Genomic DNA, 22,644 nt, shown 5'->3' on the forward strand with positions numbered 1-22,644 from the left:
AAGGCCACAAGGGATGGGGTTCTACGGCTTCCGATCAGGACTTGGACATGAGTGGCAAATCCGGGCGGACCGGCTTGGCCGGCCTCAAGGCACTTCACCGCGAGTTGCAGGAACGCCAGCAGGCCGACGAGGCAGCCGAGCGGGAGATGCGGCGCAAGGCGGACGAAGCGCGGCGCGCGGCGGCCGAGTTCCGGGCGCTGGTGGGCGAGGTCGTGCCGCTCAAGCCCGATGGCCGGGTCGATCCGGCGCCGATCCGGCCCGCGCCCCTGCCCTACCAGCGCTGGGCGGACGATTCCGAGGTGCTGCGGGAGTCCATTTCCGACGACTACGGCGCCGACTGGCTGATAGATACCGACGACACGCTCTCCTACCGCCGCACCGGGCTTGGGCATGACGTCGTGCGCAAGCTGCGCCGCGGCCAGTGGACGGTCCAGGCCCAGCTCGACCTGCATGGCCATCGCGTCGACGAAGCGCGCGAGGCGCTGGGCGAATTCCTGCGCGCCTGCGTGCGGCAGGAGATGCGCTGCGTGCGCATCATCCATGGCAAGGGCCTGGGATCGAAGAACCGCACGCCCATCCTGAAGGAAAAGGTGCGGCGCTGGCTGGTGCAGAAGGACGAGGTGCTCGCCTTCGTGGAAGCGCGGGCCAACGACGGCGGCTCGGGCGTGGTGCTGGTGCTGCTCAAGGGCGCCGCCCGCCCCGCCTGAACCTACCCCTCGGTCAGGGCTTGGCGATGGTCTCGGGCGAGAAATGCGCGGGCGTGTCGTCGCGCCGCTTCTGGCGCCACTCCATCACGGTCTTCAACAGCAGCGTCAGCATCGCCATGCAGGCCAGCAAGGCGGCGGCGGTGAAAGCGGCGGCGGTCTTGTAGTCGTTGTTGAGCTGCTCCACCAGCAGCGGCAGCGTCAAGGTCTGGTTCATGATGGTGCCCGAGACCACCGAGACCGCGCCGAACTCGCCGACGGCCCGGGCATTGGTGATCACGATGCCGTACAAGAGCGCCCACTTGATGTTGGGCAGCGTCACCCGGCGGAAGATCTGCCAGCCCGATGCGCCCAGCGACAATGCGGCGATTTCCTCGTCCGCGCCCTGGGCCTGCATCAGCGGGATCAGGATGCGCGCCACGTAGGGCGAGGTCACGAACACCGTCACCATGATGATGCCGGGCCAGGCGAACATCAGCTGGATGTCGTGCCCGTAGAGCCACTTGCCCAGGGTGCTTTCCAACCCGTACACCACCAGGTAGCAGAGGCCGGCCACGACCGGCGAGGTCGCATAGGGAATATCGACCAGCGTCGTCAGGAGCCGCCTGCCGAAGAAGTCGTAGTGGGTCACGCACCAGGCCAGCAGGATGCCGAACACCAGGTTGATGGGCACGGTGGCCAGCGTCGTCAGCACCGTCAGTCCGATCGCGTGCTTCATGAAATCTTCGTTCAGGTTCTGCGCCAGCAGACTCCAGCCGCCCGACAGCGCCTGGGAGAAGATCAGCACCAGCGGCACGACCAGCATCAGCACGGCAAGCACGATGCCGAGAGCGATCAACAACCATTGGTGGACGAGCGTGGGCCGTTTGATGGTCATGGCGATACCGGATCAGGTTCGGCGCAGCAGCCGTCCTTGGACGACCTGCAGCAGGAAAAGCAGCGCCAGCGATGCGATCAGCACCACGGAGGCGATGGCCGCGGCGGCGGGATAATTGAACTCCTGCAGGCGCACGAAGATCATCAGCGAGGTGATTTCGGTCTGGAACGGGATGTTGCCGGCAATCATGATGACGGCGCCGAACTCCCCCAGGCTGCGGATGAAGGCCTGCGAGGCGCCGGAGATCAGGGCCGGCACCAGGCTGGGCAGGAGGACGCGCCAGAAGGTCTGCCAGCGAGTGGCCCCCAGCGTGGCGGCGGCCTCTTCGAATTCCGGCTCCAGGTCTTCCAGTACCGGCTGCAGCGAGCGCACGATGAACGGCAGGCTGGTGAAGATCATGGCCAGCACGAGCCCCGGATAGGCGTATGAAATCTTGATGCCCAAGGGCTCGAACCAGCGGCCGAGCCAGCCGGTGGGCACGAACAGCGCCGACAGCGTGATCCCCGCCACCGCGGTGGGCAGGGCGAAGGGCAGGTCCACCAGCGCATCGATCAGGCGCCGGCCGGGGAAGTCGTAGCGCGAGATGATCCAGGCCAGGACGAAGCCGATGCCGGCGACGATGATGGTCGAATAGAACGCCCCCGAGACGGTGACCTTGTAGCTCTGCACCACGCGAGGATCGGAAATGGCCTGCCAGTATTCGCCCCACGTCATGTCGCTGACGTACAGGAGCAGCGCCGACAGCGGGATGAGGATGACCAGGCTGAGGAACAGCACCGAGAAGCCGAAGCTCGGCGTAAAGCCGGGCAGCACCGGCGGGCGTCGGAAAAAGCGGAAGGACGGGTTCACGGCGTGGATAGCGCGGGCAGGCGCAGGCGCCGGCCTCGAGATAGGCGATTCTGGAAACGACCCCGGGTATTCTGTACTGGCAACGAAACGCGATCACCCCGCATGGAAGAGGTGATCGCGCCTGCGAAGAACGAGATTGTACGGCACCGGCTCGAACCGGCGCCCGCCGCGCTCAGCGCTTGGCCAGCAATTGGTCGAGCACGCCGTTGGAACCGAAGTGGGTCTTGGTGATGTCGTCCCACGAGCCCAGCACCTTGGTCGGATCGATCAGGCGTACCTTGGGATAGCGGTCGGCCACGACCTTGGCGACGTCGGGATGGTTCACGCGATAGTTGAACGTGGTCAGCAGCAGCTGGATTTCGCGCGTGTATTGGTAGTTCAGGTATTCGGTGGCGAGCTGGCGGGTGCCCTTCTCGTCCACGACCCGGTCCACCACGGCCACCGGGAACTCGGCCAGCACCGAGACCGGGGGCACCACGACTTCGTAGCCGCCGGCCTTGAATTCCTCGCCCTTGGCGATGTTGATGACTTCCGATTCGAAGGTCAGCAGCACGTCGCCCTGCCCGTTCTGGGCGAACGCCACGGTCGCGCCGCGGCCGCCGGTGGGGAAGTTGACGACGTTGTGCAGCAGCTTGCCGACGAATTGCCTGGTTTTCTCCTGGTCGCCGCCGAACTTCTCGTTGGCGTACAGCCAGGCGCCCAGGTAGGTGTAGCGCGCATTGCCCGAAGTCTTGGGATTGGGGAACACGAGCTTCACGTCGTCGCGCACCAGGTCGTCCCAGCTCTTGATGTTCTTGGGATTGCCCTTGCGCACCAGGAAGGCGATGGTGCTGTAGTACGGCGAGCTGTTATTGGGGAAGGCCTTCTGCCAATCCTTGCGCAGCAGGCCGCGCTGGGCCAGGATGTCCACGTCGGGCACCTGGTTGAAGGTCACGACGTCGACCTTCTTGCCCTGGATGATGTCCTGGGCCTGGCGCGAGGTGCCGGCGAACGACTGGTCGATCTTGACGTCGTGGCCGGACTTGGACTTCCAGTACGCCTGGAACTTGGGATTGATGGCGGCAAACACCTCGCGGGCGACGTCGTACGAGGCGTTGAGCAACGGTTTGTCCTGGGCTTGCGCCGTCCCCGTCGCCGCGGCGAGCACCGCGACCGAGGTGGCCGCGAGCACGATGATCTTCTTGAACATGAAACGGCGTCCTTTTTGTCGTGTGGATAGTTAAGCCGTAAACGTAACAAATCCACATATGCCATCAAACCATATATTCATCATTTCTTTATTCTTATGAGAAATATATGGCGGACGCCGGAGGCGGGCCGTGCCCGCCTTCTCCGCTCGGGGCCTAGACGGCGGCTTCGCCCGTCTCGCCCGTGCGGATGCGAATGACCTGTTCGACCGGGGTGACGAAAATCTTGCCGTCGCCGATCTTGCCGGTACGCGCCACGCGGATGATGGCCTCCACCGCCTGGTCGACCAGCGCGTCGGCGATGACCAGTTCGATGCGTATCTTCGGCAGGAAATCGACCACGTACTCGGCGCCGCGATAGAGCTCGGTGTGCCCCTTCTGCCGGCCGAAGCCCTTGACTTCCGTCACGGTCAACCCATTGACGCCGACCTGGGCCAGCGCTTCGCGGACCTCGTCGAGTTTGAACGGCTTGATGATGGCGGTGACTTGCTTCATGGCTGGACCTTTGCGGGAATGCTTGGCGAAATGTCGAAGATTGAAGGGATTGTAGCCTCGGCGGACGCCCGTCCCGTCAGGCGTCCGGCCCGGCGTCGGGAATGGTCGCGAGGTCGGCCATCCAGACCGCCTCTTCCGAATCGCTGGGCGCGCGCCAGTCGCCGCGCGGCGACAGCGAGCCGCCGGACCCGACCTTGGGCGCGTTGGGCACGCACGAACGCTTGAACTGGCTGGTCTTGAAGAACCTGTGCACGAAAATGCCCAGGTTGCGCTTGATGGCGGCCAGGTCGTACTGGTTGCGCGGCACGTGGGCCTCCTCAGGCCACTCGCCCCGCGCCCTGTCCTGCCAGGCGGTCAGCGACAGGAACGCGACCTTCGACGGCGCGAAGCCATAGCGCAGGATGTAGTACAGGTTGAAATCCTGCAGCTCGTAGGGCCCGATGAACTGTTCGGTCCGCTGCGCAGGCGCGCCGTCGGACTTGCCGGGCACCAGCTCGGGGCTGATCTCGGTGCCGAGGATGTCGAGCAATACCTGGCTGCCGGCGCCGCCCACGGTGCCCGTTTCGGCCACCCACCGCACCAGGTGGGCGATCAGGGTCTTGGGCACGCTCGCGTTGACGCTGTAGTGCGACATGTGGTCGCCCACGCCGTAGGTGCACCAGCCCAGCGCGAGCTCGCTCAGGTCCCCGGTGCCGATCACGATCGCGTTGTGGAAATTGGCCAGCCGGAACAGATGGCTGGTGCGCTCGCCGGCCTGCACGTTCTCGAACGTGACGTCGTAGACTTCCTTCCCGGCGGCATAGGGATGCCCGATGTCCTTGAGCATCTGCTCGCAACTGGGCCGGATATCGATTTCCAGGACGGTGCAGCCCACCACGCGCATCAGCGCGCGGGCCTGCTGCAAGGTCCGCTCGCTGGTGGCAAAGCCCGGCATGGTGACGCCGATGATGTTGGTGCGGGGCAGGTTCAGCCGGTCCATGGCCTTGGCGCAGACGAGCAGCGCGTGGGTCGAATCCAGGCCTCCGGAGACCCCGATCACCACTTTGCTGGACCCGATGGCCGACAGCCGCTGCAACAGCGCCTGGACCTGGATGTTGTAGACCTCGTCGCAGCGCTCGTCGCGCCGGCGGCGATCGGCCGGCACATACGGAAAGCGCTCGACCCGGCGGCGCAACGGCAAGGGCTGGTCGGCGGCGATGCCGAGCTCGAAGGCGATGGTCTGGAAACGCTCGGTCTCGGCCTTGTGGCGCAATACCGACTGCCCGAAGGTGGTCTGCCGCATGCGCTCATGGGACAGGCGCTCGAGGTCGACGTCGGCCAGGATGAGGTGGGAATCGTCGAGGAAGCGCCCGGATTCGGCCAGCAGCTCGCCGTTCTCGTAGATGATAGCCTGGCCGTCCCAGGCCAGGTCGGTGGACGATTCGCCCCGCCCCGCCGAGGTATACAGATAGGCGGCCAGGCAGCGCGCCGATTGCTGGCTGACCAGCTGGTGGCGATAGCCCGACTTGCCGACGACGATATTCGAGGCCGAGAGGTTCACCAGCACGCTGGCGCCCGCCAGCGCCGCAAAGGACGATGGCGGAATCGGCACCCAGACGTCTTCGCAGATCTCGACGTGGAAGCGCAGCCCGGGCACGTCGGCCACCTCGAACAGCAACGACGGTCCGAATGGCGCCCGCTGCCCGGCCAGCTCGACGTGGCTGGCGACGGTGTAGTCGCCCGGCGTGAACTGGCGCGCCTCGTAGAACTCGCCGTAGTTGGGCAGGTAGGTCTTGGGCACCACGCCCAGGATCTTCCCCCGCGCCACCACCACGGCGCAATTGAACAGGGAATGATTCACGCGCAGCGGCAGCCCGACCACCAGCGCGGCGGGCAGCGAGGCGGACTCGGCCACGATGGTGGCCAGCGCCAGCTCGCAGGCTTGCAGCAACGCCCCCTGGTGAAACAGGTCGTCGCAGGTATAGGAGGAAATACCCAGCTCGGGAAACGCCACCAGCGCTGCGCCCTGCGCGGCGGCCTGCCGCGCGAGGTCCAGCGTCTGCGCCGCGTTGAACACGGGATCGGCCACCCGGCAACGGGGCACGCCGACTGCAACGCGCGCGAACTGGTGCGAATAGAGATTGAAGAAATTGCCTTGCATGGTGGTAGTCCTTCACGCGCAAGAAACCGCGCGGCGCCATGGAGTAACCGACATGATAAGGCTGATGGCCGTCGGCGTCCCGGCATGCCCTTCGCCGCCGGTCACCCGGCGGGCGCCTTGAAGGGCGTGTGCGACTCCAGTTCGTCCAGGTATTGGTTCATGCCGCGCGTCTCGCGTTCCAGGAAATCGGCGATGGCGGTGGCGAAGCGCTCGTCGGCGATCCAGTGCGCCGACCAGGTCGGCACGGGCAGGAGGCCGCGCGACATCTTGTGTATGCCCTGTGCGCCCCCCTCGAAGGCCGACAGGCCCTGGGAGATGCAATAGTCGATGGCCTGCATGTAGCAGGTCTCGAAATGCAGGCCCGACACGAAATCGACGCAGCCCCAGTAGCGCCCGTACAAGGTATCGCCGCCCACCACGTTGAGCGCGCAGGCAACCGGCTCGCCATCGCGTTCCGCCATGACCAGCAGCAGGGCATCGGGCATGGCGGCATGCCACGCCTCGAAAAAAGCCGGCTTCAGGTAGGGCGAGGACCAATGATTGGCGTAGGTGGAGGCGTAGCAACGGTAGAAGAACGACAGGTCGCCGGCGGTGATGGCATCGCCGCGCAAGTGCCGGAAGCTGACGCCGGCCTGGACGACCTTCTTGCGGTCCTGGCGGATCTTCTTGCGCTTGTCGTGGTTCATCGCGGCCAGGAAGGCTTCGAAACTGGCGTAGCCCTCATTGCGCCAATGAAACTGGACGCCCTCGCGCATCATGTAGCCCGCCTCGCGCAAGGCCCGCATGTCTTCGTCGCGGGGAAACAGCACGTGCAAAGAGGAAACGCCCGCCTGCCGGGCGACCTCGATCGCCGCCCGGGCCAGCAATACGCGGTCGTCGTGGGCGGTCGCCAGCAGGCGAGGCCCGCCCACGGGGGTGAAAGGCACGGCGCAGAGCAGCTTGGGATAGTAGGCCAGGCCATGGCGCTCGAAGGCTTCCGCCCAGGCCTGGTCGAATACGTACTCGCCCCGGGAATGCGCCTTCACATAGAGCGGCATGGCGCCGGCGAGCCGGCCGCCGCGGCGCAGGACGAGATAAGTGGGCTGCCAGCCGGTGCGCCGCACGGCACAGCCGGTCGCATGCAGTCCGTGAAGAAAGGCATGGGTGACGAATGGATTGCCGGCGGCCAGGCCGTCCCAGTCGGCCGGATCGATGGCGCCGAGATCGTCGATCAGTTCGACGGCGGTTTCGGTCAAGTCGCCTCCGTGAGCGAGGAGTGGGGGAACCCGGTGGGCATGCAACTGCGCACCAGGGGCCAGCGCCGCCGGGCTACCGAGATACGCTCGGGCACCCCGTGCAGCAGGAGCTCCCAATAGGGATCGGCGTCCCCTCCGCTGAGTTCCGGCGTGACCAGGTTCGCGCCCGCGATGGCCGCGCGCGCCACCAGGGCGTTGCGATGGGCCTGGATGAACCGGTCCGGGTAGGCGCGCGCCAGATCGGCCAGCGGACGGTCGGTCAGGAACTCCCCATCTCGGGTGCGCAGGAGGACATACTTGCCGTCTGCCCGCAAGTAGACGATTTCGCCTACCGGCACCGCCACCGCGCCGGCCGTGCTCCACGCTGCCAGCGGCGGCTCGGACCGGTCCAGGCCGCCGGCGCCCATTGCCCGCCGCAGGGCCTGCTCCAGCCGATCGATGCGTATCGGCGGCAGCAGCAGGTCGACCGCGCGCAGCCGCTCGGCCTGGGAACGGCTATCCAGCGAAGGCAGGATCAGCACCAATTGCAAGCCGGGCTGCCCTTCCCATCGCCGGGCCAAGGCATAGCCCGAGGCATCCGGCAGGCCAAGGTCGAGCAACACGACCCCGGGGCGCCCTTGCGCCCGCAATGCCTGGTCGGCCCCGACAGCGGGCGGCAGCAAGTTCAGGGGCATGCGCCGACAAAGCATCTTCACCTGCGAGGACAAGCGACGGCAGAACGACGCATCGCGCCCCACGATAAGCACCCCGGGGGAGCCCGGTCCCGATTCAGTACCCGCCATAACCCGCTTTATAATCCGCGCCATGTCTAAACCGACCGACTCCCGCCCCCAAGACCAGTTCGCCAAGAAGGCCGAAGCCTGGTCGGCCCGGTTCTCCGAACCGGTCTCCGACCTCGTCAAACGGTACACCGCTTCGGTGGACTTCGACAAACGCCTGGCCAAGTTCGACATCCAGGGCTCGCTGGCGCATGCCGACATGCTCCAGTCCGTGGGTATCCTGACCCAGGCCGACCTCGACGACATCCGCCGCGGCATGGCGGCCATCGAGGCCGAGATCGACGCCGGCCGCTTCGAATGGCTGCTCGACCTGGAAGACGTGCACCTGAACATCGAGCGGCGCCTGACCGAGCTGGTCGGCGACGCCGGCAAGCGCCTGCATACCGGCCGGTCGCGCAACGACCAGGTGGCCACCGACATCCGGCTGTGGCTGCGCGCCGAAATCGACACCATCGTCGACTTGCTTCGCCAGTTGCGCCACGCCCTGGCCACCCTGGCGCTTCAGCATGCCGACACCATCCTGCCCGGCTTCACCCACCTGCAGGTGGCGCAACCCGTCACCTTCGGCCACCATCTGCTGGCCTATGCCGAGATGTTCGGCCGCGACGCCGAGCGCCTGGCCGATTGCCGCAAGCGGGTCAACCGCCTGCCCCTGGGCGCGGCCGCGCTGGCGGGCACCTCCTACCCCATCGACCGCGAACGCGTGGCACGCACGCTTGGCTTCGACGGCGTGTGCCGCAACTCGCTGGACGCGGTGTCCGACCGCGATTTCGCCATCGAGTTCTGCGCCGCGGGCGCGCTCGTCATGACGCACGTCTCGCGCCTGTCCGAGGAACTGGTGCTGTGGATGAGCCCGCGCGTGGGCTTCATCGACCTGGCCGACCGCTTCTGCACCGGCAGTTCCATCATGCCGCAGAAGAAGAATCCCGACGTTCCCGAACTGGCCCGCGGCAAGACCGGCCGGGTGAACGGCCACCTGGTGGCGCTGCTGACCCTGATGAAAGGCCAGCCGCTCGCCTACAACAAGGACAACCAGGAAGACAAGGAAGGCCTGTTCGACACGGCCGACACCGTGCGCGACACGCTGCGCATCTTCGTCGACATGGCCGGCGGCATCCAGGTCAAGCCGGACGCCATGCGTGCCGCCGCGCTGCAGGGCTTTTCCACCGCCACCGACCTGGCCGACTACCTCGTCAAGAAAGGCGTGCCCTTCCGCGACGCGCACGAGGCGGTGGCGCTGGCGGTGCGCAAATGCGTGGAGCGCGGCTGCGACCTGGCCGACCTCTCGGTGGAGGAACTTCGCGCCTTCCACCCCGCCGTCGGCGAAGATGTGCACGCGGTACTGACGCTCGAAGGCTCGGTGGCCTCGCGCTCGCACGTGGGCGGCACCGCGCCGGCCCGTGTCCGCGAGGAGGCGCAGCGCGTGCTGGACGAAACGCGGGCCTAAGCGGGGCCGCAACCTTCCCCGCTAGCTCCTTCGCCTGGCTGGGTGCCCTTGCCCGGCACGCAGCCAGGCGCCACCGGCATCCCCACTTCCCATCCCAGGCGTGCCGCTTCGCCCTGCGCCAGTTCGATCACCGCGCATGCCCGCCGGCACCATGCCAGGCGGCCGGGCGACAGCCCTGGCACGATGCGCAGCACCCTGCCTTCTTTGCCCACGAAGACGACGTCGATGGCATATGCCATGCCGACCGTGTGCACGGCGCGGCAGGGCGCGATCCACAAGGCCTCGCCACGCCCTGGCGGCGGCCGGCCGAGAAGTCCGCGCAGCCGTTCGAAGAAACCCGTTGCCAGGCGCCAGCGCACGGCTACCAGCCCGGATCCATGAGCTTGACCACGATCGGAAACGCAATCACCACGAAGGAGCACGGGAAAATGCAGGCGATCAGCGGCAGCAGCATTTTCACCGGCGCCTCCATCGCCAGTTGCTCGGCCCGCAGGAAGCGCTCGGTGCGGCGCTGGTCGGACTGCGCCCGCAGGATGGGCGCCAGGTTCATGCCGAGCGTATCGGCCTGCGCCAGCGTGCCTACCCAGGCGCGCACTTCCGCGATATCCAGGCGCTCGGCCATGTCCCGCAGGGCCTGCGCGCGGGGAACGCCCGTGCGCACATCGCCCAGTACCCGGCGCAGTTCGTCCCGCAATGGGCCCGCCGGCCCCTTCTGGGCCGCCTGCTGCAAGGCCGCTCCCACATGCAGCCCGGCTTCCACGCACAGGGTGGTCATGTCGAGCACGAACGGCAATGCCCGCAGTATCGCCGCCTTCCTCCGGCGTATGCGGTCGCGCAGCCATAGCCGCGGATACAGGGCTCCGGTGGCGGCGCCGGATGCCATCGCGGCAAGGGCGGCCGGCATTCCGGCGGCGGCCGCGGCGACAAGCGCCGTGCCGGCAGCCGCGCCGCCCGCGCACAGCAGCTGCGCCCCCACGATGTGCGCCGGGGCCAGGGCATGGCGCAAGCCCGCCTGGACCAGCATGGCCTCGATCCGGCGCCGCCGCTGCCACGACAGCCAGGGCCTGCCATAGTAGGCCGCCGCCACGATCAGGCGCCAGGCCAGGCGGAAGGCTCGCGGCGGCGCTTCGACCGTCTGTCCCGGACCGGACGGGGAATCGGCGACCAGGAAATAGAGCAGCGCGGCAAACGCGGCCACCGCCACGCCCGCCAGCAGTGCGGTCATGAGCATGGCAATTGCGCGCGGCATGACCCCGGCGGTAATGGATCGCGGCCTTCATCGCGCGGGCGGACATCCGCCTGTCGCAGGCGAACCGTTTTCATACGTCTATCCTCACGATGCGCGCGATCATCCATAGCCCGAGCACGTCCAGCGACGCCACCAGCATCAGCACCGCCCAGCCTTCCAGTGTCGTCCACAGCTGTCGCATGGCTTCGGGCTCGAGCCGGTCCAATGCCGCGATCAGCAGCCAGGGCAACGCTGCCACCACTCTCGACTGCAGCCGGCCCTGTGCCGTCAAGGCCCGGATCCTCCCCTCCATGTAAAGCCGGGCGCGCACGGTCCCGCCTATCCGCTCCAGGGTTTCCGCCAGGTTGCCGCCGGTATCGGCCGCGATCCTGAGCGCGGCCACCACCAGGCTGGCCGCCTCGGTCGGCACGCGGGTGTGGAGATTGGCCAGCGACTGGTCCATGCCGAGACCGAAACGTTGCTCGCGCAGCATCAGCGAAAACTCCTGGGCCAACGGCGCCTGGCTCTCGGCAACGATCTGGCGCAGGCCGGCCTGCAGGCTGGCTCCCGCGCGCAGTGCGCTGCCCAGGGCCAGCAGCGCATCGGGCAATTGCGCATCGAACCGGCGCAGGCGGCGCGCGCGCAGATGCCGGGCGAGGTATCGCGGCAGCCACGCCCCTGCCACGGCGCCCAAGGCCGCGAAGGTCCAGCTTTGCGCAAATAGTCCGAAAGCGGCGGCCAGCAGGCCGATCACGACGACGTGCGCACACCACAGCTGATGCGCATCGACGAAGAAAAAGAACTCGCTCATGCGCACTCGCGCGGTCTCGGTGAACACGGCGCGATAGCGCGACAGGCTGTCGCGCGCCAGGCCATGGGCCACCCATACCAGCAGCGACACGCACACCAGCACCGCGAGGGCGACGATCCAGCGCGCAAGCCCGCTCATGCGAGGCTCCGCGGCTGGAGCGGCGCAGGCGTACGTTCGCAGAACCATTCCGGGGAAATGGCGATGCCGCCCGCGCGCCACTCATCGAGAAAACCGGGCATGAGCTCGCATCCCTGGAAATAGCCCGGCCCCTCGGGTTCGGCCGGTCTCGGCCGCTCGAATCGAAACAGTTCCTGCAATTGGATGCGGCCGCTTTCGATGCCGGTCACCTCGACGATGGCCGTCACGCGGCGGTGTCCCGCCGCGCTTCGGCTCTGCTGCACCACGATGTCGACCGCCGAGGCAATCTGCTCCCGTATCGCGGCAAGCGGCAGATCCATGCCGGCCATCAGCACCATGGTCTCCAGCCGCGACATCGCATCGCGCGGCGTATTGGCATGCAAGGTGGTGAGCGAACCTTCGTGTCCGGTGTTCATGGCCTGCAGCATGTCCAGCGCTTCGGCGCCGCGGCACTCGCCCACGACGATGCGGTCGGGCCGCATGCGCAGGGCATTGCGCACCAGATCGCGGATGGATATCGCGCCCCGCCCTTCCAGGTTGGGCGGGCGCGCCTCCAGCGCGACCAGGTGCTCGTGCGCCAGCCTGAGCTCGGCGGCATCCTCGATGGTAATGACGCGCTCGGCCGCGGGGATGAAATTCGACAGGATGTTGAGCAAGGTCGTCTTGCCCGAGCCCGTGCCGCCCGAGACGATGAGGTTCTTGCGCTGTTCCACGCACAGGCGGAGGAATCGCGCCATGTGCAGGTCAAGCGACCCGCCCTCGACCAGGTCCTCGATCCGCAGGCGGCGGCTGGGAAACTTGCGTATGGTCAGCGCCGGCCCCTTGAGCGCGAGCGGAGCGATGATTGCGTTGACCCGCGAGCCGTCGCGCAGCCTGGCATCGACCATGGGGGAACTTTCGTCGATCCGGCGGCCGAGCGGGGAGACGATGCGTTCGATCACCCCCAGCACCGACTGGTCGCTGCTGAATACCGCCGGATGCCGGCACAGTACGCCCCCGCGCTCGACGTACAGTTCGTCGTGCCGGTTGACCATGATCTCGGAGATTTCCGGATCGGCCAGCAAAGACTCGAGCGGCCCCAGGCCCACCGCTTCGTCCACGACTTGCCGGCGCAGCGCATCGCGATCCAGCCGGACGGGAATTTCGGCATCGGCCTCGGCGATGAGCCCTTGCAGCAGCCGATCGGCCTCCATCCTCAGCGCGGCATCGCTCATGGCCGAGACATCGCGGCGGCGCAGGTCGAGTGCGTCGAGCAGGCGCACATGCAGCCTGCGCCGCCACTCCACGATTACTGCCTCGTGAGCGTGGCCATCGGACGCATCCGGCCGAACGGGTTCCGCGGCCCCCGGGAAGTCCGCAGACGCCGCGGCGACGCCGCCCGAAGCAGCCGCCGGGTCCGGTCCCTGCGCCGGCCGGACCCGCAGCATTGCCACGCCGACGACGATTTCGTCCTCGGGCAGCAGCGGCCCGTATTGCACGATGCGGCGGCCATTGACATGGGTTCCCGACAGCGAGCCGAGATCCTCCACGAACACGCCTTCCGTGCGCTGCGCCAGCCGCGCGTGCTGGCGCGCCACGCGCCAGTGACGCAACCGGACCTGGCACTCTTCGCCGCGCCCTATCAGCGCCGGCGTGGCCACCGTATGGGAAGCGCCATGGCCTCCATCGACAAGGATCTGCACTTCCAGCATCAGCGCTCCATGAAAGATGCGTCGGGTCGCACCGGCACGTTCAGCCGCTCGGGACCGAAGGTTTCCCGCAGCACTCGTTCACCCCGTCCGATGCGCTCGAGCAGGTCGGGATTGCGTTGCGTGACCACCGTGGGCGTCACGAAAATGGCCAGTTCGGTCTCGCGCCGCTGGAAACGGCGGGACCCAAACAGCGGTCCGAGGATGGGCAGGCGGGACAACCCGGGCAGTCCATCCAGGTCCTCGGATTGTTCGCGGGAAAGAAACCCGCTCAGCACCAGCGTCTCGCCCGACCGGACGTTGAATTCAGTGGAGGTGCGCCGCACCTTGAGCGCCGGGCCGCCGGTGGCGGCGACGGAAGGATCGACAGCGCTCACTTCGACGTCGATGACGGAACGCACCGTTCCGCCGGCATCGACCCGGGGCGCGATCTCGAGCGTGACGCCGTAGGGCTTGAAGGTCGTGTTCGTCGCCCCGTTCTTGTCCACGGTGGCGTAGGGCACCTCGCCGCCGGCGAGAAACCTGGCGGTGGAACCGCTGCGCGCCGACAGTTGCGGCTGGGCGAGGATCACCGCCTCGCCGCTCTGGGCGAGGGCCTGGATGCGTGCCGACAACAAGGCATTCATGCCCAGGTATCCCGCCGGCGAGGTCGAGGGAAAAGGCAGCGCAACGGGGCCGCCCCCCGGGCGTTGCGCGGCATCGCCTGCCGCCGCGCGCAAGGGCCGCCCCACCGCGGCGTCCCAGGCCAGTCCCGCATTCAGCCCGCCGGTGCTCGCGCCGTCCCAGCGCACTCCCAGTTCACGCAGGCGCGAGCGCGGCATCTCGACCACCTTGACGTCCATCATGACCATGCGCTCCCAGCCCAGCTGGCCGGTGAAATCGACCACCTGCGGATAACGGCGGGCCAGCAGGGCCACCTTGGCCTGATCGGCCTCGCCCAGGTCATCGCCTTCGATGATGATCTTGTCGCCCACGGCGCGGCTGCGCACGGACGGGATCGACGCGAGAAAGGCCTCGATCTCCCGCTGCGCCCGCGATGACTGGCCCGGCACCACCGTAATCCGCATGCGCCGCATGGACCCGTCGCGATCCCAGATGACCAGCGACGACGTGCCCGCCGCGTTGGCGAATACCACCACTTCGCGGTCGTCCGCTGTGGCGGCGCTGATGACGCGTCCGTTGCCCACGGCGATCCGGCCCACACCGGGTGCGGGGAACACCTGGGTTTCGCCGACGAACATCTCGACGTCGGGCAGGTCCTGGCCGATCGGCGAATTCCCGGCCGCGGTCGCCTCGGACTCGTCCTCCAGCCATGGCGGCCATGCGGGGGCCCGCTGCGCGGCAGCCACCGCGGCCGGCCACGCACCGGCAAGCAGGCACGCCGCCATCACGGTCGCGCCAGCCCTTGTTGCGGGGCGCCTCATGGCTGGCGCTCCACCGCGGCCGTGCTGGCCGCATCGCCCGCGTCCGAGGACGGCTCGGGCGCCGGACCGCCGCGGGCCTGCGCTCCCGGAAACCAGGCCGACCACTTGGACCGGTCCACCGGCATTCCCGAGTCATCCGGCGTGGCGGGCTCGCCGGCAGCGTCCTCTCCCAATCCCGGGATACGGCGGGGCGCCCGGTCGCCATAGATCACCGCCACCTTGGCCGACCGGCGTGGCGCCGGCGGCTCGGGCTCCTTGAGCCCCAGCAACGCAGGCAGGTCGCCGGCGGGACGGGCCGGCGCCGGGCTGCCGTCCCCCGGGCGTCGCAGCATCGCGGTCAGCACGCCGCCGTCGCGCGCGGTAATGAGCTTGATGGCTTCGTCCGGCGTCGCATCCAGCGTGACGGTGGAAAAGCCGCCACGGCCGGTCTCGCCTTCGGTTCCCGGCGACTCGGTCTGGCGACCGGTCGCCAGGACGCGCATTTTCTGCAGCAGCGGCATGGTGACACGCTTGCCTCGATGATCGAAGGACACGTACAGGTCGATCAAATCGCCGGGCTGTAGCAGACCGGAGACGGAACTGATCTCGTCGACGGGTATGGTGACGGCCCGGCGCCCTTCGCCGAGGCGCTCGGCGAGCGCGGCGGGACGTTCGGTCTCCAGGTGCATCCACAGGATGGGTTCGCCGGCGCGCACCGGATGCGCCAGCACGCTGCCCTCGACCTCGGCGAAGCGCTCGGGCGCGATGAAGCCGGAGGGCAGCCATTCGCCGGGGATGTCCCGCACGGCTGCCATCTCGGCCGACAAATGCTGCCCGCGCCGCAGATCGGCCGACGCCACGACCGCGGGAGCTCGCGCCGCACGCGCCTCGGCCTCGATGGCATCGATGCGCTCCTGGATATGGCGCTGGCTGAGCCATGCCGCCGCGCCGCCCGCCGCCAGCGCCACGGCGAGCATCCACCACTTCCTGTCGATGCGCAGACGGATGGCGTCCAGCTTCATAGCGGCAACGCCAGCGACGCGGCAAAGCGGTAATGAAAGCCACGCAGGGCATCGAGCAGCCACCCCAGCAGGCCGCCGCCTTCGCCCAGCCATCCGACCCCGGCCAACCCGATGACGAGCGTCACGACCACGAGATATTCGACGGCCGACTGGCCGCGCTGTGTCCGGGCAGCCCCATCGATGCGAACCACGTTCATGGTCTTCTCCGCGAGGCCGGGTCCGCGTCGGTTTCGACCGCGACAAGACCGCTGCCGACCTCTCGCTCGACAACCAGCAGCCGTAGCAGGCGACCGGCGCGCCGCCATTCGCTCGCCGCGTGCGCGCCGGCCGCCCGCCTCCACCCCAGTGCCCGCAGCCGCGGGGCCAGGAACCGCGTCAACGCCGCGGCGGTGTCCGGATAACCATAGACCTGGTGCACCACTTTCCCTCCTTCATCCTCGGACTCGAGATCCAGCAGCAGCGCCCCGCCGTCCGGCAGCCACGGTGCCGGTGCCGGCATCGCGGGCCGGCCGCCGCGTGCGACGGCGAGCATCCCCTCGGAAGCCTCCGGGCCGGCCTGCCGCAACTGCACCAGCCACGGGCGGCCCCGATCGGCCCCGCTCAGCATGACGCCATCCGGCATGGGCAGCAGCCACGCATCCAGCCCAGGCTGCCGCACCAGTTCCGCGGCGAGCGCCAGAGGCGCCTTCCGCATGCCGAACAGCTGGACCTCCACGTCGATGCCGTTCACTCTCATGCGCCCACCCCAGCCCAGGTCGACCGCATCGGAAGGCAAGCGGGGCGCGGCCGCCCGAGTCCACGCCGGTGCGGCCGCCAGCACCGCCATGACGGCGATACGGGCGAGCGCGGCGCGTCCGGCGGAGATCCTCGCCCATCGATGCCTCATCATCAGGGAGCCTCGCGCAGGCGATCGGCAGGCACCAGGCCGGCCCATGCGGAGAGCCAGTCGAACTGCGGCAGAGGCCGCCGCCATCCGGCGTCGATCCTTCCCAGCGAGGACACTCCCCGTCCTGCATGTACCGTGGCTTGCGCTGCCGTGCCCCAGGCGGACGGCGCGTTGCCGATGCGTGCCTGTGCGTCGCGGTCGTCACGGGCATGGCCGGCATCGGCCAGTATGGCGAACCGGCTCGACAATGCCGGACTCGTGGCCAGCCATGGCGCAAGCCCGGACGCGAGCCGCGGCGTCACGGAGACATCTCCGGACACGATGTCCTGGTAGGCCGGCAGCAACTCTGTCCGCAACGCTTCCGCGACCCCGCCCGGCCCTCCGACTTGTGCCTGGCCCGACAAGAGGCCGGGACCACGCGCCACGCGCAGACGCGGCCCGCCGGTTTCGGGCCGCAACAATGCCGAACCGTCGTGATTGCGCCAATGGTGCAGGCCGGCGCCGAAAAAATAATCCTGCGCGCGTGCGCGCTCCTGTGGCGACACGTCTTGCGCCACCGCGAACGCGAGATGCCGGCTGGCGAATCCGGTTTGCAGGGCGAGATCCTGCAGCCGCCCCACGGCCGCTCCCAGCACCCAGACCAGTCCGATCACGCCCAGGGCGAGCACCGCTTCGGCCGCGGCCTGGCCGGCGTGGCCGCGCCCGTTCACTTTGTGCCTCCCTGCCGACGCCAGGCCAGGGCGCGCTCGTCGGGAGCGACGGGGCTCAGGCGTGCTTGCCAATACGGCATGAACAGGCTGGCCCGCTCTTCACGGCCGTCGGTACGCGCATAGGGCCGCCGATAATAGGTTTCCGCTGCGCTGACGGCGGCCATCTCCGCCCCCGGCAGGCGCGTCTCGAACAGCAGCCTTCCCGCCCCGACCTTGGGCCCGCGGGCATCGCCGGTGGCCAGGGCGATGGCCGGCCTTGCGGCCCGGACGGCGAAGCGCAGGCGGCGCGTCCCGTCGTCCGCCCTGCCGGCCTGCGCGATCTCGGCGAACGAAGGCAGCCCCCTGCCTGGCCAGACGACGGCCTGCGACAGGGCATAGGAATTCGCGAGCGGGTTGGCCGCGCCATCGAGCAGATTCCAGTCCGTATGTCCGCGCACCCATCGCCAGAAATCCTCATCCGCGAAATCCGGTGGTGGGTCGGCAACGTGCGGCAGGTCGTCGTCCGGCCGCAAGGCGTCATTCTTTGCGCCTCCCCAGCCCATGGGGTATTCGCGGTAGTAGCAGCCTATCCATTTGTTGGAACGCAGCGCGTGGAACGACTGGGTATCGACGGACCGCCAGGTATCCAGGTCCAGCAGCGACGTCGCGCCGCGCCGCCGCAGTTCGTGCCGCAGCCACGGGCAGCGCCATTCGGAGGGCAGCATGCTGTGGCGATTGCCGTCGCGGGGCGCCAGGAACCCGTAGTGCGCACCGGCCTCTTCCACCATGGACTTGAGCCTGACTCTTGCGGCGCCGCCATACCGGACGACGAAGCCGGGCAGCGTATCGGCCAAGGGAATCGCGTCCAGCCGCGCGCCGTGATCGCCATAGTGGGCGGCGAACACGTCCCGCATAGCCTGCATGCGCGATTCGCCAAGCGTCCTTTGGACAGTCGCCTGCGCCCGGACCAGGACATCGTGCACGACCCGGTCATGCTCGGCAAAGGCACGGGCCAGTGCGCCGCTCTGCCAGTCCGCGTGCCGGCCCGCGCCGGCCGCCGCCGCGGCGCTTCGATAGGCCTGCCCATGGGCCGCGCCGAACAGGCCGCCGATCAGCGTGGCCGGCGGATTGGATCGCGCAAGCTGGCGCGATTCGGCATCGCCGAACTTTGCCCACGAGGCCAGCGTAATGGCGTGCGCCATCGCGACCTGGTGCGCGACGAGCGCGCGGTTGGCATAGGCGAGGAAATTGAGGCCACGGGCCTGGACCAATGCGCCGCTGTAGGCCGCGGCATCGAGCGCACTCGACAGCCGGACCTTTTCGCGCAGCAATTGTCCTCCGTTGAACAGCTGGATCAGCCCGGCGCCCGCCACCGCGAGGAGCACAAGCGCCAGGGCCAAGGATTGTCCCGTTTGCGATCGCGCCATGACGCCGCTCGATCAATGAGCGCCCGCCTGCGCGGCGTTGCCGGTGAAGGACTTGAGCGAACGGGCCGCCGTCTGCGACTTGGCGCTCTTGGCGGCGCTCTGCGCGGCACGCGACTCGGCCGAGCCGTCCTCGCCCGCGATCTCGCGCGCCATCGCCGCCGTTTGCGAGCGCACGACCTGGCCGAACAATTGGTAGACGGCAATCGCGGCAACGGCCACCAGCGCGACGATGATCACGTACTCCACCATCGACTGGCCAAGTTGCCGGATACGAGAAGCGGAATGGACACGAACAGGCATGACGAGGCTCCGGTCCCGCGCGCCAGGCGCATGCCTGGCCGTCCGCGGAACACCCCGTCAGTTTCCCGGGAGGCCCCCGCACCCGCAATGCGAGGATCCCGTGACGGACAGAGATGTCATCCCTGTCCGCCGCAGGCAGAACGCCGCCGCAGCGGCGGCCGGGCCTGCCCCTACAGGTTCAGCTTGGTGATCTTGGTGCCTTCCACGGACAGGTTGGCCATGAGCCCCGCGTTGGTGATCGCGAAGGCCACGACCGGCGCGCGCGCCGTGTTGGTATCGATCGCGGCGTTGACGCCGGCCTTGACGACGGCAACCGATCCGTCCACGCCCGCCGTCCAGCCATTGCTGCTCTTGAAGCGGTCGAGCTCGGCCTGGTTCATGAACATGAAGACGAGCGCTTTCGATTGCGCGCCGGCCTGGAAGCCGAACGAACCGCTGGCGGTACTGTAGTACCCGGTGGTGCGTCCGCCTTCGCGCAGCGAGCCCTCGCCATATTCGCCGCCGACGATGAAGCCGGCCGCGACCACGTTGGGAAATACCAGTATGCCCCTGGCCTTGGCCCCGAGTTCGCGCGAACCCTCGACCGTGGAGTAGAGCCGATTGAGCGCTTCGTTCACGCCGGAGTCGATCCGGGCTCGTTTGGCAGCGGGCGAGCCGTCCCCGTTTTCGGGATTCGTGGTGGTGCATCCCGCCGCGGCCAGCAGGCTCGCGGTGACACCGGCATAGAGGAACTGACGACGTTTCATGCTCTCTCTCCTTGAGTGATCCTGCCGTGAAGGCGGCGCATCGACCGGCCGCGGCAAGCACTGAAATTCTGCCGGATATACGTCAAAACGGAGAATACAAACGTAACCGGGTTGTTGCATCCGGTGAGCCCCGCCACCCGGCCCCGGTCTTGCGCGGCAGGCACGGTACCAGCATTTGTGCGAAGATCGGGACACAGCGATCAAACGCCCTCACCCGTCTCTCTCGCGAGCCGCCGCCATGCCCGGATTTGACGTAGAAGACATCGAGTTCCCCGCCGCCGACGGGCAACCGCTGCTGGGCCGCCTGTATCGCCCTCGCCGCAACGGCGTCGTACCCCTCCTGGTCGACGTGCACGGCGGGGCCTGGGTTCGCGGCAATCGCCTGAACAACGCCTCCATGCACGAAACCCTGGCCGAGGAAGGCATCGCCGTCTTCGCGCTGGACTTCCGCATGCCGCCGCAAGTGGATTTTCCCGGCAGCATTGCCGACGTCAACGCCGGCCTGCGCTGGGCGCAGCGCCATGCCGGGGAGTTGGGCAGCCGGCCCGAATGGACGGGCGGCCTGGGGACGTCCAGCGGGGGCCACTTGCTGATGCTCAACGCGCTGTGTCCGCACGACGCGCGCTATGCGGCCGCGCCCGAAGATGGCACGCCGCTCGTCCATTACGCGGTGGCATGCTGGCCCATCCTGGACCCGTTGGCGCGCTACCGCATGGCCCAGGCGCGCCAGCTCGCCCAGCTGGTCGAGGCACACCAGGCGTTCTGGCCGGACGAGGCAGCAATGGAGCGGGACAACCCTCATCGCCTCGTCGAGCGCGGGGAAGCGCGCTACCTGCCGCCGGTGCTCCTGATACAGGGCACCGCCGACGCCAACGTCGACCATCTGGGCGCCGATGCCTTCGGCGAGCAATACCGGGCGGCCGGCGGCGCGATCGAGGTGCTGAAATACGACGACGAGGTACACATGTTCATGACCGTGGAACCGGCCTCGCCCGCCTCGCTCCACGCGATGGACCGCATCAGGCATTTCGTCCGGAGCCAGACCCGGCCAGTCTGACGGGACCGCGAACTGTAAACGATCTGCAAAACGTACAAAATGTTGCCATTCCAGGCGGGGAGTAGAGGCTAAGATCAGCCAGGCTTAAGTGCTGTCGATACGTAACGACGCCTTATGCCCAGTCCAAACCAGGAGGTCAACATGAAAACCAACACTCTCTCCAAACTTGCTCTGGTTGCGGCGCTTGGCGTTTTCGTCGCCGGCTGCGCCAACCAGCAGCACACCAATACGGCCATCGGCGCCGGGGGCGGGGCCGCGGTCGGGGCCGGCCTGGGGGCACTGCTGGGCAACTCCAAGGGCGCGGCCATCGGCGCCGGCCTGGGAGCCGTGGCGGGCGGGCTGATCGGCTACAACTGGAAGACGGTCAAGCAGGATGTCGAAAAATCGGGATCCAAAGACCTCGGCATCGACATGACCGAGCAGCCTGACGGTTCGCTCAAGGTCAATGTGCCGAGCAACGTCTCCTTCGACACCGGCAGCTATGCGCTGAAGCCGGCGCTGCTGCCCGTGCTCGACACCGTTGCCAAGACGCTGAACGAGCACCCCGAACTGCGCGCCAAGGCCGTCGGCCATACCGACAACACCGGCCAGATGTCGCTGAACCAGACGTTGTCGCAGAACCGGGCTCTGGCTGTCACCAACTACCTGATCAGCAAGGGCGTCTCGCCGACGCGCCTCAGCACCGAAGGCCGTGGGCCGAACGACCCCATCGCCAGCAACGACACGGTGGAAGGACGCGCCGCCAACCGCCGCACCGAGGTTTACCTGTACGCGGTGAAGGGTTGACCGCCAGGAGGCCGCCCGCCTTCGCGCGGCGGCCTCCCGTCCCGGCCAGGCGGACGTCTTCCGCGAAGCCGGGACGGCTCCTCCCGGGACGCCGCCCGCAAGGCTTGAACGGGCGCGTTCTTGGGTAAAGTAATGGTAATGTCACACCCGGCCGCCGCCGGGCTACCTGAACGTACATTGCCATGTCCAGCCCCGCCATTGCCCTCTCCGCCTCGACGCTCACCATCCGCGACGCCACCGAGGCCGACATGCCGGCCATCCAGGCGATCTACGCCTTCCACGTCCTGCATGGCGTCGCCAGCTTCGAGGAAATCCCCCCTTCCGTGGAAGAAATGCGAGCCCGGCGCGCTACCGTGCTCGGCCTGGGCCTGCCCTACCTGGTGGCGGAGGCGGACGGCGCCGTGGTCGGCTACAGCTACGCCGGCAGCTATCGCGCTCGCCCGGCCTATCGCCACACCGTGGAAAACTCGGTCTACGTGGCCGACGGCGCGGGCGGACAAGGCATCGGCGAGGCGCTGATGAAAGCCCTGATCGCCCGGTGCCACGGCGGACCGTGGCGGCAGATGATCGCCGTCATCGGCGACAGCGGCAACACCGCGTCCATCGCCTTGCACAGGAAAGTCGGCTTCGAACACGCGGGTGTGCTCCGCAGCGTCGGCTTCAAGCACGGCCGCTGGGTCGATACCGTACTGATGCAGCTGCCGCTCGGCGACGGCGACCGGACCCTGCCCCACCACGCATCATGACGCC

At 68.2% G+C, this 22,644-nt stretch carries 24 protein-coding genes; 5 read left to right on the forward strand and 19 right to left on the reverse strand.

From position 1 onward, the window contains the following. Positions 1-47 precede the first annotated feature (47 nt). On the forward strand, positions 48-707 hold the full coding sequence (locus CDO44_RS26360; RefSeq protein WP_087783249.1) for a Smr/MutS family protein: 660 nt from the start codon (positions 48-50) through the stop codon (positions 705-707). Between the two features lie 13 nt (positions 708-720). Here CDO44_RS26360 and cysW read toward each other — a convergent pair whose 3' ends face one another. The 7 genes from cysW to CDO44_RS26395 form a co-directional block, all read right to left on the reverse strand. Then, on the reverse strand, positions 721-1,581 hold the full coding sequence (cysW, locus tag CDO44_RS26365; RefSeq protein WP_198951458.1) for a sulfate ABC transporter permease subunit CysW: 861 nt from the start codon (positions 1,579-1,581) through the stop codon (positions 721-723). Between the two features lie 12 nt (positions 1,582-1,593). Next, a complete protein-coding gene (gene cysT / locus CDO44_RS26370; protein ID WP_087783250.1) occupies positions 1,594-2,430 on the reverse strand; it encodes a sulfate ABC transporter permease subunit CysT in 837 nt (278 codons plus the stop codon). A gap of 172 nt (positions 2,431-2,602) precedes the next feature. After that, complete coding sequence (gene cysP, locus CDO44_RS26375) at positions 2,603-3,619, reverse strand: thiosulfate ABC transporter substrate-binding protein CysP (RefSeq protein WP_087783251.1); 1,017 nt, start codon at positions 3,617-3,619, stop codon at positions 2,603-2,605. Between the two features lie 154 nt (positions 3,620-3,773). Beyond that, positions 3,774-4,112, reverse strand: coding sequence for a P-II family nitrogen regulator (locus CDO44_RS26380; protein WP_087783252.1), 339 nt, complete (start codon positions 4,110-4,112; stop codon positions 3,774-3,776). Positions 4,113-4,188: 76 nt separating this feature from the next. Then, positions 4,189-6,252, reverse strand: coding sequence for an NAD(+) synthase (locus CDO44_RS26385; RefSeq protein WP_087783253.1), 2,064 nt, complete (start codon positions 6,250-6,252; stop codon positions 4,189-4,191). Positions 6,253-6,353: 101 nt separating this feature from the next. Beyond that, on the reverse strand, positions 6,354-7,487 hold the full coding sequence (locus CDO44_RS26390; RefSeq protein ID WP_087783254.1) for a GNAT family N-acetyltransferase: 1,134 nt from the start codon (positions 7,485-7,487) through the stop codon (positions 6,354-6,356). Then, positions 7,484-8,161, reverse strand: coding sequence for a LytTR family DNA-binding domain-containing protein (locus CDO44_RS26395; RefSeq protein WP_158213447.1), 678 nt, complete (start codon positions 8,159-8,161; stop codon positions 7,484-7,486). Before CDO44_RS26395 ends, CDO44_RS26390 begins: the two co-directional genes overlap by 4 nt. A 130-nt stretch (positions 8,162-8,291) precedes the next feature. Here CDO44_RS26395 and argH point away from each other — a divergent pair, with 130 nt between their 5' ends. Further along, a complete protein-coding gene (gene argH / locus CDO44_RS26400) occupies positions 8,292-9,713 on the forward strand; it encodes an argininosuccinate lyase (RefSeq protein WP_087783256.1) in 1,422 nt (473 codons plus the stop codon). Here the strand turns inward: argH and CDO44_RS26405 are convergent. From CDO44_RS26405 to CDO44_RS26455, 12 genes are all read right to left on the reverse strand, one after another. Continuing rightward, on the reverse strand, positions 9,710-10,072 hold the full coding sequence (locus tag CDO44_RS26405) for a DUF192 domain-containing protein (RefSeq protein WP_233146376.1): 363 nt from the start codon (positions 10,070-10,072) through the stop codon (positions 9,710-9,712). The genes argH and CDO44_RS26405 overlap by 4 nt on opposite strands. Before the next feature lie 2 nt (positions 10,073-10,074). Then, on the reverse strand, positions 10,075-10,944 hold the full coding sequence (locus CDO44_RS26410; RefSeq protein WP_087783356.1) for a type II secretion system F family protein: 870 nt from the start codon (positions 10,942-10,944) through the stop codon (positions 10,075-10,077). 88 nt (positions 10,945-11,032) lie between these two features. Next, positions 11,033-11,890, reverse strand: a complete 858-nt coding sequence (locus CDO44_RS26415) for a type II secretion system F family protein (protein WP_087783257.1) — start codon at positions 11,888-11,890, stop codon at positions 11,033-11,035. Then, on the reverse strand, positions 11,887-13,581 hold the full coding sequence (locus CDO44_RS26420; RefSeq protein WP_087783258.1) for an ATPase, T2SS/T4P/T4SS family: 1,695 nt from the start codon (positions 13,579-13,581) through the stop codon (positions 11,887-11,889). The genes CDO44_RS26415 and CDO44_RS26420 overlap by 4 nt, the downstream gene beginning before the upstream one ends. After that, entirely contained in the window at positions 13,581-15,002 is a 1,422-nt protein-coding gene (locus CDO44_RS26425) for a type II and III secretion system protein family protein (protein ID WP_233146377.1), read from the reverse strand. The genes CDO44_RS26420 and CDO44_RS26425 overlap by 1 nt, the downstream gene beginning before the upstream one ends. Next, positions 14,999-16,003: a Flp pilus assembly protein CpaB gene (cpaB, locus tag CDO44_RS26430; protein ID WP_158213448.1), complete on the reverse strand. Its 1,005-nt coding sequence runs from the start codon at positions 16,001-16,003 to the stop codon at positions 14,999-15,001. Before cpaB ends, CDO44_RS26425 begins: the two co-directional genes overlap by 4 nt. Then, positions 16,000-16,200: a hypothetical protein gene (locus tag CDO44_RS27750; RefSeq protein WP_158213449.1), complete on the reverse strand. Its 201-nt coding sequence runs from the start codon at positions 16,198-16,200 to the stop codon at positions 16,000-16,002. The genes cpaB and CDO44_RS27750 overlap by 4 nt, the downstream gene beginning before the upstream one ends. Beyond that, entirely contained in the window at positions 16,197-16,892 is a 696-nt protein-coding gene (locus tag CDO44_RS26435) for a hypothetical protein (RefSeq protein WP_087783261.1), read from the reverse strand. Before CDO44_RS26435 ends, CDO44_RS27750 begins: the two co-directional genes overlap by 4 nt. Then, on the reverse strand, positions 16,892-17,599 hold the full coding sequence (locus tag CDO44_RS26440) for a hypothetical protein (RefSeq protein WP_087783262.1): 708 nt from the start codon (positions 17,597-17,599) through the stop codon (positions 16,892-16,894). The genes CDO44_RS26435 and CDO44_RS26440 overlap by 1 nt, the downstream gene beginning before the upstream one ends. Further along, entirely contained in the window at positions 17,596-18,978 is a 1,383-nt protein-coding gene (locus tag CDO44_RS26445) for a hypothetical protein (RefSeq protein WP_233146378.1), read from the reverse strand. Before CDO44_RS26445 ends, CDO44_RS26440 begins: the two co-directional genes overlap by 4 nt. 39 nt (positions 18,979-19,017) lie before the next feature. Beyond that, positions 19,018-19,305 (reverse strand): hypothetical protein, encoded by a 288-nt coding sequence (locus CDO44_RS26450; RefSeq protein WP_087783264.1) that lies wholly within the window; start codon positions 19,303-19,305, stop codon positions 19,018-19,020. A 170-nt stretch (positions 19,306-19,475) separates the two neighbouring features. Next, positions 19,476-20,051 carry a YSC84-related protein gene (locus tag CDO44_RS26455; RefSeq protein WP_087783265.1) on the reverse strand — a complete coding sequence of 192 codons (576 nt, stop codon included), beginning with the start codon at positions 20,049-20,051 and terminating at the stop codon, positions 19,476-19,478. 238 nt (positions 20,052-20,289) lie between these two features. On the opposite strand from CDO44_RS26455, the gene CDO44_RS26460 reads away from it, so the two are divergent. The 3 genes from CDO44_RS26460 (at position 20,290) to CDO44_RS26470 (ending at position 22,640) form a co-directional block, all read left to right on the forward strand. Further along, positions 20,290-21,108: an alpha/beta hydrolase gene (locus CDO44_RS26460; RefSeq protein WP_087783266.1), complete on the forward strand. Its 819-nt coding sequence runs from the start codon at positions 20,290-20,292 to the stop codon at positions 21,106-21,108. 141 nt (positions 21,109-21,249) lie between these two features. Then, entirely contained in the window at positions 21,250-21,894 is a 645-nt protein-coding gene (locus tag CDO44_RS26465; RefSeq protein ID WP_087783267.1) for an OmpA family protein, read from the forward strand. 182 nt (positions 21,895-22,076) lie between these two features. After that, positions 22,077-22,640, forward strand: a complete 564-nt coding sequence (locus tag CDO44_RS26470; RefSeq protein WP_087783268.1) for a GNAT family N-acetyltransferase — start codon at positions 22,077-22,079, stop codon at positions 22,638-22,640. Positions 22,641-22,644: the final 4 nt, after the last annotated feature.

The organism is Pigmentiphaga sp. NML080357, assembly GCF_002188465.1.
In the GTDB taxonomy this organism is placed as follows: Bacteria; Pseudomonadota; Gammaproteobacteria; order Burkholderiales; family Burkholderiaceae_B; genus Pigmentiphaga.

Coding starts and splice junctions, on each gene's coding strand:
- CDO44_RS26360 (WP_087783249.1), top strand. CDS start 48: ATGAGTGGCAAATCCGGGCGGACCGGCTTGGCCGGCCTCAAGGCACTT.
- cysW (WP_198951458.1), bottom strand. CDS start 1,581: ATGACCATCAAACGGCCCACGCTCGTCCACCAATGGTTGTTGATCGCT.
- cysP (WP_087783251.1), bottom strand. CDS start 3,619: ATGTTCAAGAAGATCATCGTGCTCGCGGCCACCTCGGTCGCGGTGCTC.
- CDO44_RS26380 (WP_087783252.1), bottom strand. CDS start 4,112: ATGAAGCAAGTCACCGCCATCATCAAGCCGTTCAAACTCGACGAGGTC.
- CDO44_RS26385 (WP_087783253.1), bottom strand. CDS start 6,252: ATGCAAGGCAATTTCTTCAATCTCTATTCGCACCAGTTCGCGCGCGTT.
- CDO44_RS26395 (WP_158213447.1), bottom strand. CDS start 8,161: ATGCCCCTGAACTTGCTGCCGCCCGCTGTCGGGGCCGACCAGGCATTG.
- argH (WP_087783256.1), top strand. CDS start 8,292: ATGTCTAAACCGACCGACTCCCGCCCCCAAGACCAGTTCGCCAAGAAG.
- CDO44_RS26410 (WP_087783356.1), bottom strand. CDS start 10,944: ATGCTCATGACCGCACTGCTGGCGGGCGTGGCGGTGGCCGCGTTTGCC.
- CDO44_RS26415 (WP_087783257.1), bottom strand. CDS start 11,890: ATGAGCGGGCTTGCGCGCTGGATCGTCGCCCTCGCGGTGCTGGTGTGC.
- CDO44_RS26420 (WP_087783258.1), bottom strand. CDS start 13,581: ATGCTGGAAGTGCAGATCCTTGTCGATGGAGGCCATGGCGCTTCCCAT.
- CDO44_RS26425 (WP_233146377.1), bottom strand. CDS start 15,002: ATGAGGCGCCCCGCAACAAGGGCTGGCGCGACCGTGATGGCGGCGTGC.
- cpaB (WP_158213448.1), bottom strand. CDS start 16,003: ATGAAGCTGGACGCCATCCGTCTGCGCATCGACAGGAAGTGGTGGATG.
- CDO44_RS27750 (WP_158213449.1), bottom strand. CDS start 16,200: ATGAACGTGGTTCGCATCGATGGGGCTGCCCGGACACAGCGCGGCCAG.
- CDO44_RS26435 (WP_087783261.1), bottom strand. CDS start 16,892: ATGATGAGGCATCGATGGGCGAGGATCTCCGCCGGACGCGCCGCGCTC.
- CDO44_RS26450 (WP_087783264.1), bottom strand. CDS start 19,305: ATGCCTGTTCGTGTCCATTCCGCTTCTCGTATCCGGCAACTTGGCCAG.
- CDO44_RS26455 (WP_087783265.1), bottom strand. CDS start 20,051: ATGAAACGTCGTCAGTTCCTCTATGCCGGTGTCACCGCGAGCCTGCTG.
- CDO44_RS26460 (WP_087783266.1), top strand. CDS start 20,290: ATGCCCGGATTTGACGTAGAAGACATCGAGTTCCCCGCCGCCGACGGG.
- CDO44_RS26465 (WP_087783267.1), top strand. CDS start 21,250: ATGAAAACCAACACTCTCTCCAAACTTGCTCTGGTTGCGGCGCTTGGC.
- CDO44_RS26470 (WP_087783268.1), top strand. CDS start 22,077: ATGTCCAGCCCCGCCATTGCCCTCTCCGCCTCGACGCTCACCATCCGC.